The sequence below is a fragment of the Tildeniella sp. genome (assembly GCF_059505325.1).
Window position 1 is genome coordinate 183,062 of record NZ_JCACKI010000053.1, and the last position, 17,368, is coordinate 200,429.

Sequence of the window (17,368 nt, forward strand, 5' to 3'; positions counted from 1 at the left end):
GCATCTTGAGTCAAAATAGCATCTCAAAGCTGGGATATCTCTTTAGGCTGTAGTGCAGAATTTGATATCAGTAATTTTTTTAACTCAATAAAGGTAGTCGGGTTTTGGTCAATCATTGCTGGATAATTAGATTCAAGCCAATCAAAAAATAGTTTGAATGCTGAAATCATCAAATCTAGATGAAATTTGCTACCATGCTTCAGTCTCTCCGTCAACGAGCGGTTGGCGGCGGGCGCAAAGCCCGCTTACGCAATCCCCAAGACAAATTGTTCTACATCCTGTTCTACTTCAAATGTTACCCGACCTTTGATTTGGCAGGGCTTTTATTCGACCTTGACCGTGCCCAAGCTCATTATTGGATGCATCGCTTACAGCCGCTTTTAGAAGCGGCTTTGGGTGAGAAGATGGCGCTGCCAGAGCGCAAACTTGCCAGCATTGAGTCCTTTATGGCACGGTTTCCAGGCGTGGAGCGCGTCATGATTGATGGCACCGAACGCCCGATCCAACGCCCTCAAGATCCAGAGCAACAAAAGCTCAATTATTCCGGTAAGAAGCGGCGGCATACGCGTAAGCACTTGGCAGCGGTAGACCAGCGCAAACGAGTGTTGGTGTTGAGCAAGGCACGAGAAGGCAAACTGCATGATAAAAAGTTCCACGATGAGGACGATATTGCAGGTTCTGTGCCGGACGAAATTCCCATTGAACTGGATTTGGGGTTTCTCGGTGTCCACAAGCAGTATGACAACATCCGCATCCCGCATAAGAAACCGAGAGGTGGGAAACTGAGCGCGGAGCAGAAGGCTGAGAATCGAGCGTTGAGCCAATCACGGGTGATCTGTGAGCATGCCTTCGCTGGAGTGAAGCGCTATGGCGCAGTCAGTAGCATTTATCGGAATCGGATTGAGGCGTTTGATGATCACTTGATGCTGACTGCGGCTGGCTTATGGAACTTCTACTTGATGGCTGCCTGAGAAAGACATTCCAAACCAGGAAGGTCAGAATCTCAACCTAACCTGTAATTATTTCCCAACAGCTCTCATTTAATCGCTAAGGGTCAATTCCCCGCCGCTCTGCGGCGTAGAATGCAGAGATGAGTGAGTACATCCACAAAAGCCATAACGTAACCGTATTGCTTTACCATTTGGTGTTTCCGGCGAAGTACCGACGGGCTGTGTTCGATGAGCAGGTCGATGAAGTGTTGCGCGAAGTTTGCTTGGAGATCGAGAAACGGTACGAAATCAAGTTTGTGGAAATTGGTGTAGACAAAGACCACGTGCCTTTTTTGGTGCAGTCTGTGCCGACCTACAGTGTGACGAAATTGGTGACGATGCTCAAGAGCTTGACGGCACGGGAGGTGTTTAAGCGCTGTCCTCAAGTGAAACAGAAGTTATGGGGCGGGGAGTTTTGGAGCGATGGGTACTTTGCTAGTACAGTCGGCAAACACGGCGATGAAGGCATGATTGCGAAATACGTCAAGAATCAGGGCAATGACTATCTCAAGTTACATAGAGATGAACAACTGGCTCTTTTTTGATTCTGATACCCCGTCCGCTTGCGGCGGGGTAGTTCATTAAGAACATATTTCCCTAAGTAAAAGCTTCAACTGAATAGCGCTCCGAAATTGTAATGACGCTAGAGGGAACTGCTTCAACAGTTCCCTCTTCAGGATTTGCTCAAAGACAGGTCTGACAACAGTTTATACACGATGGTTTGCTGGTTGAAAGGAAGTAAAGTATGAGACAGCTTAGCTGGCTACCAATTGGATCCAACCGCCATCTACCACCAATTCTTCACCCAGCACAAACGAGGCATCATCGCTGGCGAGAAATAGTACTGCTTTGGCGATTTCTTCCGCTTCTCCAAATCGTTTCATCGGAATCACTTGTTGAAGTTTCCCAGCAAATTGCTCAACGAGTGCATCCCACCTTTGCAATGAGCATAAATGCTTAGGCTTAATGGTGTGAATCAGCGCTAGACTTTGGGTCGATGACCTCTGCCTAAGGAGCCTTATGGACGCTGCCAAGAAAGCCGAAATTCAAGCCCACGTTCAAGCCATTGCAGCCTTGTTGTACGAAGAAACCGACCCGGAACAAGTGCAAACATTAGCAGGCATTGAGGAAGCCGTTCGAGGGCACCTGCTTGAGCATGTCAGTCCAGAGATTGGGAATTTTTTATTGCAACAAGTAGCGGCACAACGAGCGGACGAAAACGGAGCATCGACAGTATTGTTGGACGATTGAATGTAAGTGAGAAACAAGCTGCAAAACTGGAGGTCAAAGCCTACACGCAATGGAGTCCCTATCTGGAAAGGTGTTGCTTATTGTTGAGCGCGAATGAGTCCTATGAGCGAGCGGCTGAAGCTATTCAAGTTTTGACTGGGGTGGCAGTGTCTCACAGTACGCAGCAGCGGTTAGTGCATCGTCAAACCTTTGATTTACCGCAAGTGGCTCAAGCCGTTGAAGAGATGAGTGTAGACGGCGGTAAAGTGCGACTGCGAACCCCAAAGGAGAACCAAGTGAATGGCGAGATTACAAAGGGGTGAAGCTGCATGAACACTGTGTGAGTGCGTTTTTCCAAGACAATGCCCGTTTGGTGAGTTGGGTGAATGCCCAACCATTGTCTGACCCGTTAACCTGTCTGGGAGATGGGCATGATGGCATTTGGAATCTCTACGCTGAAATTAGCACGCCCTCTCAAAGACGCGAGCTTTTGGACTGGTATCACTTGATCGAAAATTTGGGCAAGGTGGGTGGCTCAAAGCAGCGCTTAGATGGAGTTGAAGCCTTTTTGTGGCAAGGAGATATTGATAGCGCCATTGCCCAGTTCAACGATTGGCACCACGAGCGAGTGAGCACCTTCATTGCTTATCTCAACAAACATCGACACCGGATTGTCAACTATCGCTACTATCAAGCAGAAGGGAGCTCAATTGGTTCAGGTGCGATTGAATCAACGGTTAAACAAATCGGACGGCGCATCAAACTTTCAGGGGCACAATGGGAGAAAGACAATGTTCCCCAAGTGCTCAAGCATCGCTCTGCCTATCTCAATGGACAGTTCTCAAAATGAGTCTTGCAAGACTGGGATGCACTCAAATTACTTTTAGTCCAAACGGGATTCTCCTTGCATCTTCTAGTCCTTCCGATGATGATCCCACTATCAATATCTGGACTATGAATGGACTGAAGTCTGAACTTGTGAACCAACTTTCTAGTAAACACGATAAACAAAATGATTTAAATGCTACACCACCTAATTTAGAAATTCATGCAATTAGCTTTAGTCCAGACAGTCAAACTCTTGCTTCTGCTAGCGAAGATCATACCATCAGACTTTGGCAAGTATCTAATGGTAGAAGGCGAGTTTTGAGGGGGCATAAAAAAGGTGTTAAATCTATCGCTTTTAGTCCAGATGGTCAAACTCTAGCTTCAGCTAGTGATGATAAAACAATCAAACTCTGGCATGTATCTGATGGTAAAGAAATCTGGTCTCAATTAGGAGGCACACATGAAGTAAGTAGTGTTAATTTTAGTCCTGATGGAAAGACTCTAGTTTCTGGCGATGTAAAAGGAACACTCAGTCTCTGGGATGTGAAAGATAAAGTTTTTCTGTATAAATTGCAAGGACATCAAAGGACAGTCAGGAGTGTCCGTTTTAGTCCTGATGGTCAAATGCTGATTAGTGGTAGCGAGGATGAAAGCATCAGACTTTGGGATCTGAATTTAGACAGCTTAGCTCGACTTTATCCATTTTGAAGAGGAGCCATTCTTGGCGGTGTCTGGATCGCAGACAGAGCCGCAGACTTTTTCGGATGTCTAGTGGTTTAACCGATATCAAGAAAAGTCTAGAGAAAATCCGACATGCTATAACTACTGGTGCCTGGGGGTTTCAGAAAATGGATAAAGTCGAGCTAAGGAAACACAGAATTAACTCTCACACAATCAAATGATTGCTTAATCATGTACTATCTCGTTGAATGATAGTTCGCTCAAAAACGAACATAGTTTTGTTCAGAACCATGAGCCAATCCTCCCTGCCCAAACCACGCGAAAACGTCACGATTTGCATGAACCCTGACTTAAAGGAGCAATTACAGATCAAAGCGATTAAAGAACGGTGTCACCTCTCCGACCTTATTGAACAAGCTGCTCTTCTCTACCTTGAGCAACAAAAGCCTGCATAGGAAAAATGCCCCATCTACAGCCAGCAGCGGGGCATCTACTTGTACTTATCTGCATCATGACAAATTCAGCTCCGCATTCTGAAGCATCAGGGATACAAAAGCCTCCCCAGTTCGTGCAGATTCCCAAAGAGCTGATTCGGTATGCCCGAACTTTAAAGCTGACGGGAACTCAATACGACCTCTGGCTTTACCTCTGGGAACTTGACCCCTATGGCGATCGCTGGGTAGACATTCCCCCACCTGTCGAAATTGCCGCTCTGCTGTCCGTAGACCCTCGCACCGTGCAAAGAGCCGCCCGCCGATTAGAAGACTGCGACCTGTTTGACTTCTAGATTGAAAGCATTGCTTGCAGCCTCGGAGTCAGAGACACAAACCTGGCTCGATTAGTCTTCACCTCCTTGCGCTGCCCCTGGCTCATACTCTCCCCAATCCACATCACCGAGCAGTCATGGTTGAGATGTTCCCACTGAGACCGATGGCAAAGCCTGTGCAATCGCACGTATCGCCTCACCCGTTCGACACCCTGTTGAGAGCAAGAATTCCACGTAGTCCAAATAGTAAGCGTAGTGGCGATCGGCTTTGAACCCAGCCAAAATCTTCCCCATCTCCTCCCTGGTGAACGGCTTCGGCTTTTGTTGAGGTGGTACTCTCACCGTTTTCAAAACATCTACCCAAGGGTTCACCTCCGTTAGCCCCTGCTTTGCTTCCCAAATCCAGCAGGCTCTCATCAACTCGATCTGCTCTCGTAACGTGACAGGCGCTAGCCGCTCTGCTAACCACTCCTTGAATTGTTCGGCATCACCCTCATTCAAGCTGCTAGCGACCTTCCCTCTAAAAAATTGACCGATGTAGCCCAGCAGCGCTCTGTACTTCTCCAACGTCCGCTTATAGACCCGTTTCGCCTTGTGCTGCATAAACTTTTCAAACAAGTCAACCGCTTTTAAAGCACTACTGACACGCTGGTGTGGCTTGTATTTAGACAATGTGCGATCGAAGTTCCCCGTCGCCATGTCGCCTTCAATCTGTTTCGCCTTGCCCTCTGCCACAATCCGGTTCGTCTTACCCTCTGGCAGTTCCAGGTAAAGAAAGTACCGCTGACGCTGAAAACTCCAGCACAACCTCAGCCGCCCCTTGAACACTTGCCCCGAGACTGTCCCTTTTGGCGACTTCTTCCGCTTCTTCAATTGAGATACAGTCGGCGGTAACGCTAGCGATACACTCATACCCATCAAACCTCCCTGAAGGCGGCTCTGCGTATATTTCAGTATCGCAATCCTATCTCAATCAGCGCGTCAAACCGTGTCAGGTTGAGATACCTTGTTGAAAATGATGGTTCTAGACTCAGTTTTCTTTAAAATAGCGAAACCCGCTACTAGAGCGGGTTTCAAACAATGGACACATCCCGACTCGAACGGGAGACCCCCACGATGTCAACGTGGTGCTCTAACCAACTGAGCTATGCGTCCAGGTATGGTTCATGAGTATAGCAGATCGGCTGTGTCGGTTAAAGTGTTTGTGCGATCGATTTGGTCTGAGGAAGCATGGAAGAAAACTAGCTCAAATGGTTAAGCTTACAGGACTGTGCGCGATCGTGATTGGAAGAGACGCGCCAAAAGAGACGTACAAGAAACTTCACGCTTCGCAATCGTTCTACCAGTCAACCGTTAATCTTCGTTGCAAAGTTGGAGGCAAAAAAAGCCTGCATGTTACGTTCGTAACGTTGGTTTCCGAATCCAGAGTTGAGAAGGAGAACGCCTTGAATTCGCCGTTAAATCAGTCTTCAAACGTAGCAAGCCGGGAAGATTTCAGCGAGTATGTTGCTCATCTTCAGCTTCATATGGCGCTCCAAGCACGTAATTTAGTGCCGACCTTGACCAAAGCTGGTGATAGCCGTGAACAAATGCTGCATCAGACTCAGGCGACTTTTGAAAAATTAGTGTCTCGTCAGGCTCTCTAGCTGTTTACGCTTGTTTGCCTGAACCCAATGGCTCAGAAGCCACGACGTGATCAGAGCCACTGTTAAGGCTCTGATTTTTTGTGCTATGCGTTTTTTGTGTCAAATTTTATACCTATAGGACTGATACTATTTCACTAAACTGTGGCTACACAGGCAAGCTTCGGCTGGCGGTCAGCGGTCAGCAGCAAAAACGAATCTGTAGGGCGATTTTGTAGAATTGGTATAAGAGCTCTTTAAAAAATGACTGCACACTTTCAAAGCAGCTATCAGCTATCAGCTATCAGCTTTAAATCATGGCTGACGGCTGACCGCTGACTGCTACAGTCCATGACATTCATTTTTTACAGACCCTAAGGCGATCGCCACGTAGCCAGATTGTGAAGAACTCTTCATCATAAGAGGGAGGGGTTCGTTCTGCGTTTGAATGCCGCTCTAGTTGGTGCAGTGCTTGCGGGGGTGGCTATGTCGGCTGCGTCACGGCTGTGAACGACAACGCCCACAAAGAGCACGAGTCGTTTGGTAAGGAAGGCGTTCTTGAAAATCTTTAACACTCTAGAACCAGCGGTACGGCAAAATCTGTTGGTTTTATTTGGAGTTGGGTTGCTGTTTTGGTCGAGTCTTGCTGCGTTGCTGCCTACACTACCGCTCTACATTCGCGATGTGGGCGGGACAAAATATCAGGTTGGTGTTGTCATTGGTGCTTTTGCAGTAGGGCTGCTGCTGTTTCGTCCGTGGTTGGGGCAGTTAGCCGATCGCCGGGGTCGCAAGATTGTCCTGTTGATTGGGTTGGCAGCAGTAGCGATCGCGCCTCTAGGCTACCTGATGACCCAATCGATGCCGCTATTGATCGCTATTCGGGCGTTCCACGGGCTAAGCATTGCTGCCTTTACGACTGCCTACAGTACGCTGGTTGTTGATCTATCACCACCGTCTAATCGGGGCGAGGTGATTGGCTACATGAGTTTGGTCAACCCGATCGGCGTTGCGATTGGACCAGCGATCGGGGGGTTTTTGCAAGCGTGGGCAGGCTATACACCCCTGTTTCTGATGTCAGCCGGGTTAGGGTTTGCTGGGCTGCTAAGCGCACTCTGGGTTCAAGCGCCGCAGCTTGTGGCGCAGCCAGCAGTCGATACCACGGGCACCTTTTGGCGCTTGTTGTTTAGCCCACGGCTGCGAACCCCAACGCTGACGCTACTCCTGGTGGGGATGGCATTTGGTGTTTTGAGTACGTTTGTGCCGCTGTTTATGCAAGAAGCAGGGGTAGACTTAAATGCTGGCTTGTTTTACACGGCGGCGGCAGTGGCAGGGTTTAGCGTGCGGCTGTTGACTGGGCGTGCCTCTGATCGCTATGGGCGCGGACGACTGATCACTTTGGGGCTGCTGCTCTATGCCTTGACGATGCTCCTTTTGTGGTTTGCTCACAGTGCCAGTATGTTTCTGCTAGCGGGGCTGCTGGAAGGGGCTGGCACCGGAATCTTTTTGCCGCTGATGGTGGCGCTGGTTGCCGATCGCTCCGAGGCGTATGAACGGGGACGCGTCTTTTCGCTGTGCGTGGGCGGCTTTGATCTGGGGATTGCGATCGCGGGTCCAGCGTTAGGCTTTTTTGCTGAATACGTCGGCTATCGGGGTATCTTTGGTCTTGCCAGCGGTTTAGCCTTTTTGTCGGTGCTTGTTTTTGTGACCCAATGCAGCAAGACGTTGCCCCACTCACTCAGCTTCGCCCTCGGTGACGGCAGAGATCTGTATGCTTTGCCGCGCCGCTAGGATCTAAAGAAACGTAGAACGATCTGTTTCTGATGAACCGTCGATTGATAGAGCATCGTCAACGATCGCGTTACTTTCTGTGCCAGTACTTTCTGTGCCAGTATTTTCTGTATCTGTGTCACGAACCGCTGTATCAGCAACAGTGAAGTCGTGCAGTGTCTCGACGACTTCCAGGCGATGAATTTGGATTTGGTGCAGGCGGGGACCTTCAGCGGAAATAATGGTGAACTCAGAATCGCCATAGCGAGAGCTTTCCCCCAGCTGAGGGATTTTTTGGAGCTGAAAAAGGAGAAACCCACCTAGCGTTTGATAATCATCAGACAGGGGCAGATCCAGGTTGAGCAACTCGTTAACTTCCTCCAGGTCGATCTGCGCCTGCACTAAAAACGTTTGCTCATCCAGGACTTGAATGCTCGTTGCCTCATCATTGGCAGGTTCAGCGGCAACGCCCAAAATCTCAGCGATTAAATCTTCGATCGTCACCAAACCTGCTGTGCCGCCATATTCATCGACCACCATCATCATCGGCTGGCGCGATCGCTGCATCAGAGGCAACAGTTCGCTCAACAGCATATATTCCGGCACGAAACGAGCAGGGCGCAGCCACGCTTGAATTGAATGTTCTAGATCAAACGCTTCTTGTGCTAGTGGCTCTGCCAATTCTTGAAAGTAAATGAGACCACGTACGTCGTCCAGTGACTCACCAATGACTGGGTAGCGCAAGTGACCTGACTGCGCGGCTTCCTGCAGCAGTAACTTGAAGGTTGCATCATAGGGGACGGCATCAATGTTCGTGCGCGTCACCATGACCTCACCTGCTGACACATCACCAAACTCAAACACGTTTCTGAGCAACTGCCGTTCTTCTGCTTCTAGCCCACTAGACTCGCTCGACATGGCAATGATGAGCTGGAGTTCTTCGGGTGTCACCTGGCTAGACCATGCTTGTCCCGTATATTGAATGCCGCCTAAACGTAGTAATAGCCGGGTTGATTGGTTCAAAACCCAGATAAACGGATGGAAGAACCGAGCGATCGCCAGACTGGGAGCAGCAAGAAACCGTGCCATCTGTTCTGAATACAACAGCGCTACTGCTTTGGGACATAACTCGCCCAGCACAATTTGGAAATAGGCAAGCAGTAAAAAAGTCGCTGGAATCGCCACTGAGTGGGCGAGGGCTTGCCTGTAGCCGTCTGGCAGCGGCAGTTGGCGTAACCAGTGGGCAACCAAAACAGCCAACGCGCTCTCCCCAATCCAGCCCAGCGCCAAACTAGAGAGTGTAATGCCTAGCTGGGTCGTAGATAGCAAACGCTCGGTGCTCTGCTGCAACGCTTGTACGGTTCGCGCCTGCACATCCCCTGCATCCACCAACTGGCTAATCCGCGATCGCCGCACCGCAACCATGGAAAACTCTGCTGCTACAAAAAAGGCATTAATGGCAATGAGCAACAGCACCAGTAGTATGCGCACCCAGATCGCCGACCAGGTGAGTTCACTCATGGACGGGTCGATCAGCCCCATACTACCTACAAAGCCAAGTGCCAGGAAGCCTATCATGTGCAGCACGATCGAAGGGGTTTTCCTGTAGAAGCATGAAGCGAGAATCCTCTACCGGATGAGGGGAATATTTGACAACTGTAGCTGAAGTCGCTTATTTGGATAATCGGTCAGCGAAAGAGACACGTTTTGAACCCCATCCAGCAAGCTAGCAGGAATACTGACTGTACCAGGAAAGGTGCTGCTTGAGGCTGGTAGCTCTACAGGTAATCCTTCAGTATTTGCCTTGAGCGTCCGCCCTTGTTCGTCAGTCACCGTGAGCGCATCGTAAACGAAGCGGATCGGTTGCTTACTGTTATTACGAAGACTGACAGCTAAAACCAGTGTTTCTCCTTGCTGCCGCACCGATTTTACCTCCAGCACCACGTCCTGGCTGGTAGTTGTCATTGGTAGCTGATTCTTTGCCGAATCGGTGGTGGTCGACACTTTGGCGATCGGGGCAGGGCTTGCTTTCACGTCTTTAGCGATGCCACCGTTCATGCGGACTTTGACATTGGTGATAATGTCGCTTTCTGGCAAAACGGCGAGTTCTTCACGTCGCGCACTGCCTGCCTGAGTGCTTGCCTTGTTGTTGGCTGGGCGAGTGTCCGGTTGTGTAATGCCTTTCAGCGCCTCCCGCCCCAGCGACGAACCCCAGGAGGCACTGACCAATCCAGCGACAACCATCGATACCAGGAGAACCAGAGTCAGTGCTACGGTCGAATTCAGCTTCATGGGAGTAGGCAGTTGGAGTCGGGGGGACAAGTGGTGTCATAAGCGCACAAGCAATTGGCGCGATCGCTCCAATTGTAGACATAGACAGGCACGATACAGAGTAAACATTCTCAATCGCTAGAATGTTGATGCAATAATTTTCCCCAAACGCCTCCACTCACTCACCACCCGCTTGATTGGAGTAGAAAATAAGTCAAAAAATCGGGATACAATAATGGCACCCAGGGTTGGCCGAGCGGTTTAGGCAGCGAACTCATAATTCGCCCCAGGCAGGTTCGACCCCTGCACCCTGGACTATCTTTTAGAACTATGGTTTAACCCCATAGCTCTCGCAGTGAGCGTCAATCCTGCCCTACCAGAGTGCTGGTACTCGTGGTGCTGTCCGCAGTGGTGTAGTGGTTATTGGTGGTGTGGATTCAATCGGTGGGAAGCTGGACGTTAGCGGACGGGCTGCTTCGACGGGAATGTCACGAATAGATTGGTTGAACGGAGTCGGTAGGTCAGGTGTGCGAATGACTGAGCGGCTTGACATCTGACGTGACAGCAAATCTTGGTAGAACTGGTAGATGGCTTTGCCGTCGCGCGCAACTTCGTTCTCAGGAAAGGAGTTGCGAATGAGGATGCCAGGACCAAACATATAACTAACTTGTCTGGGAAGCGAACGATTGCGAAAAAAGTCGCGATCGTTGGAGAAATATACCTGATCAAACTGGTCAGGGATGTTGTTGACGACCCCAGTGGTTGGATTGGTAAAGCTTTCTTGAGCACTTGCTGCTGAAGCTGCGACAGTAGACAATGCAATGATTGCTAATCCAATAACGGTGCCCTTGTAGCCGATACCCATAAAATCACTCCTCAATGTTTTACTCTGTGAATGCTTGTGTTTAGAACTAAGGTCAAGGCTGGATGAACGTTTTCTAGCTTGTGGCTTCAAACCCTTAAGTCCATAAAAATCACGAGCAATGATTAGACTACTTGCTTGGAGTCTACCCAAATTTGCTTTCCAGTCTGCATCAATTCTACTGAGTTTGCGCGAATCTATGACCAAAAATAATCGATCGCTAACGGATTTATCGCAGTCGATTGCTACCGTCGATTTAATTACCTTGCGTCAGCAACTTTTGGATCTATTCTGTCAGGTTGCTTATCAAGAAGGAGACTTTCTGCTGACATCGGGGCAGCGGGCTTCTTATTACATCAATGGCAAGCAGGTCACGCTCCATCCCCAAGGGGGCTTGGCAGTCGGTCGGCTGGTACTGCCGCTGTTACCCGCAGGTACGCAAGCCGTCGCTGGCTTGACGCTAGGAGCCGATCCGATTGTGACGGCGGTCAGCGTTGTGGCTGCCTACGAAGGGCGATCGCTGCCTGCGTTAATCATTCGCAAAGAAGCCAAAGGGCATGGCACTCGTGCTTACATTGAAGGTCCCAATTTGCCCGAAGGTAGTGCTGTCACCGTTTTAGAGGACGTTGTCACGACGGGGCAATCAGCGCTCAAGGCGGTTGAACGTTTGCAGCAGGCAGGGTATCAAGTCAACGGGATCATTTCACTGGTCGATCGCCTGCAAGGTGGAGCCGCCCTCTACGAACAGGTTGGCTTACCCTTTCAAGCTGTTTTTGCCATTACGGAGATTCAGCAGCGATCGGCGGAGTTGGGGAAGGGTGAGGGGGTGAGGGGGTGAGGGGGTGAGGGGGTGAGGGGGTGAGGGGGTGAGGGGTGAGGGGGTGAGGGGTGAGGAGAAAATCCGACTGCTGACCGCTGACCGCTAACTGCTGACCGCTGCCCTTTCTTTACTTAACGCATCCTTTACCCAATGCCGCTAATGTGATGTGGGTAACTGTAAGGACGATATAGCGTGAAACGTGGTGTAGTGCTGGCTTTTGGTTTCTTGCTGCTCACAGCGTGTAGCAAAACGCTGGATCACGATCGCATTGCTCAATCAATTCAGCAAGATGTGATCAAGCAGGGTGGTCTCTCGCTGAAGACGGTGACATGCCCTAATAGCATTAAGCCCGAAGTCGGACAGACCTTTGAGTGCATTGGCGAAACGGATACAGGCTATACGTTTACCATTCCAGTGAAGCAGCAGGATGAGCAGGGCAATCTGCTTTGGGATGTACCAAATGCGAAGGGTCTGCTGAATGTGGCGAAGTTTGAAACGATCGTGCAGGAAGCGGTGCAAAGCGAAATTGGCTCTCGTCCTCTCATTCGCTGTGGTGGCACTTACAAGGCGGTTCAGCCAGGGCAAACGTTTGAATGCGCGATCGATGTCAAGCAGCCAACGCCAAAAGCCAACGCAGGCTCAAAAACAACGGCGGTCAAGACCGTTTCAGTTAAACCCGCTAAGTCTGATACGATTCTGGTCAGAATTGACCCAGAAAGAAACGTAAGCTGGCAGCGAGTGATACCAGGAGCCGTAAAGCCAACGACAGCTAAGTCGCCTACCGCTAAAGCAAAGCAACCGACTGCAACCTCGGCGCAAACACCTGCAAATGCAGCAAAACCTGCACCACCTGCCAAGCGCAATGCCGAAGATTTTCTGAACCAACCGGGTGCTGCCGATCAGTTTTAGGCGTTGCCTTTATAGCGGTTCTCGTTTGGGTGCAATACAAGGCTTGGGGTTTAAGACAGAAGGCAGGAGGCAGAAGGCAGGAGGCAGAAGGCAGAAGAAAAGCCACGCCCCTCTGCTTTCTGCCTCTTTGCGACTGTACTCCACGTGATTAGGAACCGCTATAGGCATCGCTATGGTGTCCGTACCAGGCTTGGAGGGCAAGTTGATGCACCGTTCGCCAGGGAAGATTGTGCTGTTTAGCGATGCGAGCACAATCTTCATATTCAGGCTGCACGTTGGTTGATTCTGGTTGGCTGCGATCGAGCCATGCCACCTTGATTTGAACAGCACCATATTTTGTTTGCACCGACTGCATTTCCCGATGTAGCGCAGTGCGCTCCTGAGTTGATCGCCGAATACCTAGCGTTGTTGTCTCCCGAAAGATGACCGCTTCGCAAGCCGATACGTCTTCTGGCTGGCAAACGACCGCTAATAAAATGCCCGGTCGTGATTTTTTCATGCCGATCGCCTGTGTAAAGACATCCAGCGCACCGACTGCGAATAACGCCTCATAGACATAGCCGATCGCCTGTGGGTTGAGGTCGTCGATTTGAGTTTCCAAAAGGGCGATCGTTTGGAGGTGAGAAGTGAGGGGTGAGGGGAGATTCTGGCTGCTGATGGCTGACTGCTGACCGCTAACCGCTGACCGCTGACCGCTGACCGCTAATTGCTGACCGCTGACCGCTGACCGCTGACCGCTAATCGCCCCTTCTTCTCCAATCCACAACCGTAAAATATTCGGCAGGGGTAACGTGATCGAGCCTGCACCGAGTCCGACGCGAAGGAGCGTCATTGTCGGTGGTGAGCCAAACTGAGCGGCTAATGTAGTGACGATCGCGGCTCCGGTTGGTGTGACCATCTCGCGCTCAATGCCGTTGCTGTAGATGGGTACCTGGCGCAGCTCAAACAGCTTTAATACAGCAGGCGCAGGCACAGGCAAACGACCGTGCGCGGCTCGAATGGTGCCGCCGCCTGTAGGTAACGGCGAACAGTAAAGTTGATCGATACCCAGCCAATCCAGTCCCAAGCAGGTGCCAACGATATCAACGATCGCATCCGTTGCCCCAACTTCATGAAAATGGACTTGCTCTGGAGGCACCCCGTGGATGGCACCTTCTGCCTCTGCCAATTTACGAAAGACGGCTAAACTCCACGCTTCGGCTCGTGCGGGCAGTCCAGCCGCTAGAATCAAGCGCTCAACTTCGGGCAAGTGACGGACTGAGCCAGGATGGTGAGTGCCGATGATAGAAGCATGACTATGGCTATGGCTATGCGAGTGAGCGTGAATCGTTTTGGTTTCAGTCGCAGCAGACGGTTCTGTGGCAGAGTGGGTGTGGTAGCTAGCGTGATGCTCTGTCTTGGTAGAGGCGCGATCGTGAGTCTCATCGTGCACAGGGTCATCAATGCTTAAATCCACATGGACTTTGGTTGCCTGCTGTCCGTTACGCTGCACTCGTTCTGCCCACAAATAATATTCCTTCTCAATGCCGAGCTGACCCAGCATTTTGATCAAATAATCCAGTGGCACTCCCGCATGTACAAGCGCACCAAGGCACATATCACCCGCAATGCCAGTGGGGCAGTCTAGATAAGCAATCTTCGTCATTGATTAGAAGGTGAGTTACTTAGTGGTCAGCGGTCAGCGGTCAGCGGTCAGCGGTCAGCGGTCAGCGGTCAGCGGTCAGCAGCAGTCAGAATTTCCCTTTACCCCTCACTCCTCTCTCCTCACCCCTCTCTCTTCTCTCCTCACCCTCTCACCCCTCTCTCCTTACCCTTCATGTCTACCCTCTTTACGCTTCATCCTGATAATCCACAGACGCGAGTGGTTGATCAAATTGTCGCCGCTCTACGGGATGGCGCTGTCATGCTGTATCCCACTGATACTGTCTACGCGATCGGCTGCGATCTCAATTCTAAGAGTGCCATTCAACGAGTGCGGCAAATCAAGCAGTTCTCAAACGACAAACCACTGACCTTTCTTTGCCCATCGCTTTCTGACATTGCTCAATATGCCACGGTAAGCGATCCGGCATATCGTCTGATGCGACGGCTCATTCCAGGACCTTACACATTTTTGTTACCGACGACCAAGCTTGTACCCCGACTGGTTATGAACCCAAAGCGTAAAGCAACGGGCATTCGGGTGCCTGACCATACGCTTTGCCTTGCGTTGATGAATGCGTTGGGCAACCCCATTATCTCGACCTCTGCTCACCTGCTTGCGGATGATGCAACGCCCAACAAGAGCCAAAAAAACGGCAGCAAAAAAGCAGAACAGCCTAGTTCACGCTTTGAGCTGTTTGACTGCCTGGAAAAACTGGTCGATGTCACGGTTGATAGCGGCACCGAACCGGGCGATCGAGTTTCAACGATTGTGGATTTAACGAGTGAGGAACCGATCATTGTCCGGCGTGGTCTAGGATGGGAAGCGGCGGCAGCATGGACGGTGGAAGCAGGTTAAACCAATTGGTCAAACTGTCCACTCCAGATGGCAAACAATTATGACGTTTCTAAGTGGACGATCGCGCGTATCGAACCATTACCTGCTGATGGGTGTAGGCTAAATCAAGCAACGTTGATGGTATGTTGCTCACGGCACAAAATCCGAGCCTCTGGCTAACCACCCGAGAAAGTGACATACCTCGACCCGCCCTAAACCGTAGCGGCTCGTTTTCTATGCGTAGATGGAAGTGCTGGTTAAGAAGTTATAAGTGATGAATGATGAGGTTTGAGTGAGTCAATTCACAAAAATCAAAACTCAAATCGTTTAACTTCTGCTTCGCCCGATCTAACGTTCTCGTCCCTGTGCACTACCAGAGCCATGAACTTCGACTCAACCCCTTCCCGCCCCCAAGCGGCAGCTCCGACAAATGTAGCCCCCACTGATGCTGTAGCTGCAACCGCTCAAGCCCATCCTGACCTTCGGGATGGGCCAGATCACGATGCTGCACCGACAAAAGCTAGAAGCGCCGCCGACTTCTTAGACATCCCGGCGCTGGCACAAGTTTTAGCGCGAGAGCTTCGCGCTGAGATCAGTACGCCCGGTGGCAACATTGAGCGACTCGCCAACCGTATTGCGATCGAAGTCGATCGCATCTGTCATAAAAGTGGACGCATTCAGACCTCTGGACGTGTGCGCTCGTGGCAACTCTCACTAGCCCGCCATCGCCTGCAAAAGTGCCTGAATTACTATCAGCTTGGCTCTCGACGCGGACGGGTGGAACTGCACAGCACCCTCGGCTCCATGGTTTATCGTCATATTGCCCCTAGCCGAATGCAGCTTGGGTTTCAGGCGCGCTACAGCCTGGTTGAAGATTTTTTACAGGGGTTTTATACCGAGTCGCTGAAGGCGTTTCGCCGTGAGAACGAACTGCCAGAAGACTACCAGCCTCGCACACGGCTAGAGTTAGCTGAATATATGGCGTTTACAGAGCAATATGCGAAGCGCCGAATTTCCTTGCCGAACGGACATAGCCAGCAGTTAGTCGTGCTGCGTGCCCAGCGTTTTGGGCAACGTCAACCGCTGGAAGTGTCGATCGACATTGAGCAAGCTCTAGAGTCACCCAAAGGCGAGGAATCTGAATCGTACAATCGATCGCCGCTGGCACATCAGCTACGCGAACGCATGGTGGCTGATGCGGTTGATGCACCCTCTGAGGCAGTGCTGCGCGATCGTGTCGTCGTCGAACTCATCCAATATTTAGAAGCACAGGGACAAACCGACTGCGTTAACTACCTCACACTTAAGCTGCAAGACCTTTCGGCTCCTGAAATTGACGATGTGTTGGGGCTTTCTGCCCGTGAACGCGACTATTTGCAGCAGCGTTTCAAATATCACGTTGAGAAATTTACCCTTTCCCAAAATTGGAAGCTCGTGCATCAGTGGCTGGGTGCTGATATTGATCAAAATTTGGGGCTATCGACTCAGCACTGGCAACTTTTCCTCAGCCAACTGTCACCCGAACAGCAGCAACTGTTGACGCTCAAGCAAGCGCAAACAACCGATCAAGATCTGCTCAAAGCGCTCAAGTGTACGCCCAAACAACTGCAAAAACGCTGGGGACAACTCTTAGAATTGGCGCGACAGACACGAAATCAGAACTAGAGTGGGGAGTGATGGGTGGGCAGGAAGGCGGCTGAGGGCGGAGTCAGGAGTCAGAAGGTGAAAGGTAACATTCCAAGCTCCACTCTCCGATTCCCAAGCGCGATTTTCCAGGTCTTGAGCACCACCTTCTGACCTCTAAGCTGGCGTTGCAGAATACATGTATGAATTGCCCTCATCCCCAACCCTTCTCCCCAAGGAGAAGGGAGCAGAGACGCTTGTCCCCTCGCCCTTTGGGAGAGGGCTAGGGTGAGGGCAACCCAAGCGCTTCATACCCAGATCCAGCAACGCCCTAAGCTTGACCTTTCGAGTTTCAAGCTCGACCTTTCGAGTTCCAGGCTCGACCTTTCGAGTTCCAGGCTCGACCTTTCGAGTTTCAAGCTCGACCTTTCGAGCTTAAACCTCAAGCTTCCGACCTCTAAGCTCGACCTTTCGAGTTCCAAGCTCGACCTTTCGAGTTCCAAGCTTGACCTTCCGAGTTC

16 protein-coding genes, 2 tRNA genes and 2 pseudogenes are annotated in these 17,368 nt (G+C 50.8%); 13 read left to right on the forward strand and 7 right to left on the reverse strand.

Annotated features, from left to right (window positions below):
* The first annotated feature begins 179 nt into the window (after nucleotides 1-179).
* Together AC5JO6_RS19260 and tnpA are read left to right on the forward strand one after the other, a co-directional pair.
* On the forward strand, nucleotides 180-971 hold the full coding sequence (locus AC5JO6_RS19260; RefSeq protein WP_496082671.1) for a transposase: 792 nt from the start codon (nucleotides 180-182) through the stop codon (nucleotides 969-971).
* Between the two features lie 119 nt (nucleotides 972-1,090).
* Nucleotides 1,091-1,534, forward strand: a complete 444-nt coding sequence (gene tnpA / locus AC5JO6_RS19265) for an IS200/IS605 family transposase (RefSeq protein ID WP_496082672.1) — start codon at nucleotides 1,091-1,093, stop codon at nucleotides 1,532-1,534.
* Nucleotides 1,535-1,744: 210 nt separating this feature from the next.
* On the opposite strand, the pseudogene AC5JO6_RS19270 reads toward tnpA, so the two are convergent.
* A pseudogene (locus AC5JO6_RS19270) lies at nucleotides 1,745-1,906 on the reverse strand (SDR family oxidoreductase); the annotation flags it as partial.
* Nucleotides 1,907-2,009: 103 nt separating this feature from the next.
* On the opposite strand from AC5JO6_RS19270, the pseudogene AC5JO6_RS19275 reads away from it, so the two are divergent.
* From AC5JO6_RS19275 to AC5JO6_RS19290, 4 genes and pseudogenes are all read left to right on the forward strand, one after another.
* A pseudogene (locus tag AC5JO6_RS19275) lies at nucleotides 2,010-3,069 on the forward strand (ISKra4 family transposase).
* The gene (locus AC5JO6_RS19280; protein ID WP_496082673.1) at nucleotides 3,066-3,755 is read left to right on the forward strand and encodes a WD40 repeat domain-containing protein; all 690 of its coding nucleotides are present in this window, start codon (nucleotides 3,066-3,068) and stop codon (nucleotides 3,753-3,755) included. Before AC5JO6_RS19275 ends, AC5JO6_RS19280 begins: the two are co-directional and overlap by 4 nt.
* Nucleotides 3,756-4,018: 263 nt before the next feature.
* A complete protein-coding gene (locus AC5JO6_RS19285; protein WP_496082674.1) occupies nucleotides 4,019-4,183 on the forward strand; it encodes a hypothetical protein in 165 nt (54 codons plus the stop codon).
* A gap of 56 nt (nucleotides 4,184-4,239) precedes the next feature.
* Nucleotides 4,240-4,515: a hypothetical protein gene (locus tag AC5JO6_RS19290; protein WP_496082675.1), complete on the forward strand. Its 276-nt coding sequence runs from the start codon at nucleotides 4,240-4,242 to the stop codon at nucleotides 4,513-4,515.
* 114 nt (nucleotides 4,516-4,629) lie between these two features.
* Here the strand turns inward: AC5JO6_RS19290 and AC5JO6_RS19295 are convergent, their stop codons facing one another.
* Nucleotides 4,630-5,406: a site-specific integrase gene (locus tag AC5JO6_RS19295; protein ID WP_496082676.1), complete on the reverse strand. Its 777-nt coding sequence runs from the start codon at nucleotides 5,404-5,406 to the stop codon at nucleotides 4,630-4,632.
* 169 nt (nucleotides 5,407-5,575) lie between these two features.
* Nucleotides 5,576-5,649 (reverse strand) — tRNA-Val (locus AC5JO6_RS19300).
* Between the two features lie 290 nt (nucleotides 5,650-5,939).
* On the opposite strand from AC5JO6_RS19300, the gene AC5JO6_RS19305 reads away from it, so the two are divergent.
* Together AC5JO6_RS19305 and AC5JO6_RS19310 are read left to right on the forward strand one after the other, a co-directional pair.
* Complete coding sequence (locus AC5JO6_RS19305; protein ID WP_496082811.1) at nucleotides 5,940-6,140, forward strand: hypothetical protein; 201 nt, start codon at nucleotides 5,940-5,942, stop codon at nucleotides 6,138-6,140.
* 534 nt (nucleotides 6,141-6,674) lie between these two features.
* Nucleotides 6,675-7,904, forward strand: coding sequence for an MFS transporter (locus AC5JO6_RS19310; protein ID WP_496082677.1), 1,230 nt, complete (start codon nucleotides 6,675-6,677; stop codon nucleotides 7,902-7,904).
* 3 nt (nucleotides 7,905-7,907) lie between these two features.
* On the opposite strand, the gene AC5JO6_RS19315 is transcribed toward AC5JO6_RS19310, so the two are convergent.
* Nucleotides 7,908-9,425: a hemolysin family protein gene (locus tag AC5JO6_RS19315; RefSeq protein WP_496082812.1), complete on the reverse strand. Its 1,518-nt coding sequence runs from the start codon at nucleotides 9,423-9,425 to the stop codon at nucleotides 7,908-7,910.
* Between the two features lie 87 nt (nucleotides 9,426-9,512).
* A complete protein-coding gene (locus AC5JO6_RS19320; protein WP_496082678.1) occupies nucleotides 9,513-10,175 on the reverse strand; it encodes a hypothetical protein in 663 nt (220 codons plus the stop codon).
* Between the two features lie 221 nt (nucleotides 10,176-10,396).
* On the opposite strand from AC5JO6_RS19320, the gene AC5JO6_RS19325 reads away from it, so the two are divergent.
* A tRNA-Ile gene (locus tag AC5JO6_RS19325) sits at nucleotides 10,397-10,469 on the forward strand.
* A 58-nt stretch (nucleotides 10,470-10,527) separates the two neighbouring features.
* On the opposite strand, the gene AC5JO6_RS19330 is transcribed toward AC5JO6_RS19325, so the two are convergent.
* Complete coding sequence (locus AC5JO6_RS19330; RefSeq protein WP_496082679.1) at nucleotides 10,528-11,019, reverse strand: hypothetical protein; 492 nt, start codon at nucleotides 11,017-11,019, stop codon at nucleotides 10,528-10,530.
* A gap of 196 nt (nucleotides 11,020-11,215) precedes the next feature.
* On the opposite strand from AC5JO6_RS19330, the gene pyrE reads away from it, so the two are divergent.
* Both pyrE and AC5JO6_RS19340 read left to right on the forward strand, forming a co-directional pair.
* The gene (pyrE, locus tag AC5JO6_RS19335) at nucleotides 11,216-11,854 is read left to right on the forward strand and encodes an orotate phosphoribosyltransferase (protein WP_496082680.1); all 639 of its coding nucleotides are present in this window, start codon (nucleotides 11,216-11,218) and stop codon (nucleotides 11,852-11,854) included.
* 174 nt (nucleotides 11,855-12,028) lie between these two features.
* A complete protein-coding gene (locus AC5JO6_RS19340) occupies nucleotides 12,029-12,745 on the forward strand; it encodes a DUF4333 domain-containing protein (RefSeq protein WP_496082681.1) in 717 nt (238 codons plus the stop codon).
* Between the two features lie 148 nt (nucleotides 12,746-12,893).
* Here AC5JO6_RS19340 and larC read toward each other — a convergent pair whose 3' ends face one another.
* Nucleotides 12,894-14,390: a nickel pincer cofactor biosynthesis protein LarC gene (gene larC, locus AC5JO6_RS19345; RefSeq protein ID WP_496082682.1), complete on the reverse strand. Its 1,497-nt coding sequence runs from the start codon at nucleotides 14,388-14,390 to the stop codon at nucleotides 12,894-12,896.
* Between the two features lie 171 nt (nucleotides 14,391-14,561).
* Between larC and AC5JO6_RS19350 the strand changes: the two genes are divergently transcribed.
* A complete protein-coding gene (locus AC5JO6_RS19350; RefSeq protein ID WP_496082683.1) occupies nucleotides 14,562-15,245 on the forward strand; it encodes an L-threonylcarbamoyladenylate synthase in 684 nt (227 codons plus the stop codon).
* 360 nt (nucleotides 15,246-15,605) lie between these two features.
* Nucleotides 15,606-16,889, forward strand: a complete 1,284-nt coding sequence (locus AC5JO6_RS19355; protein WP_496082684.1) for a HetZ-related protein — start codon at nucleotides 15,606-15,608, stop codon at nucleotides 16,887-16,889.
* Nucleotides 16,890-17,368 lie beyond the last annotated feature (479 nt).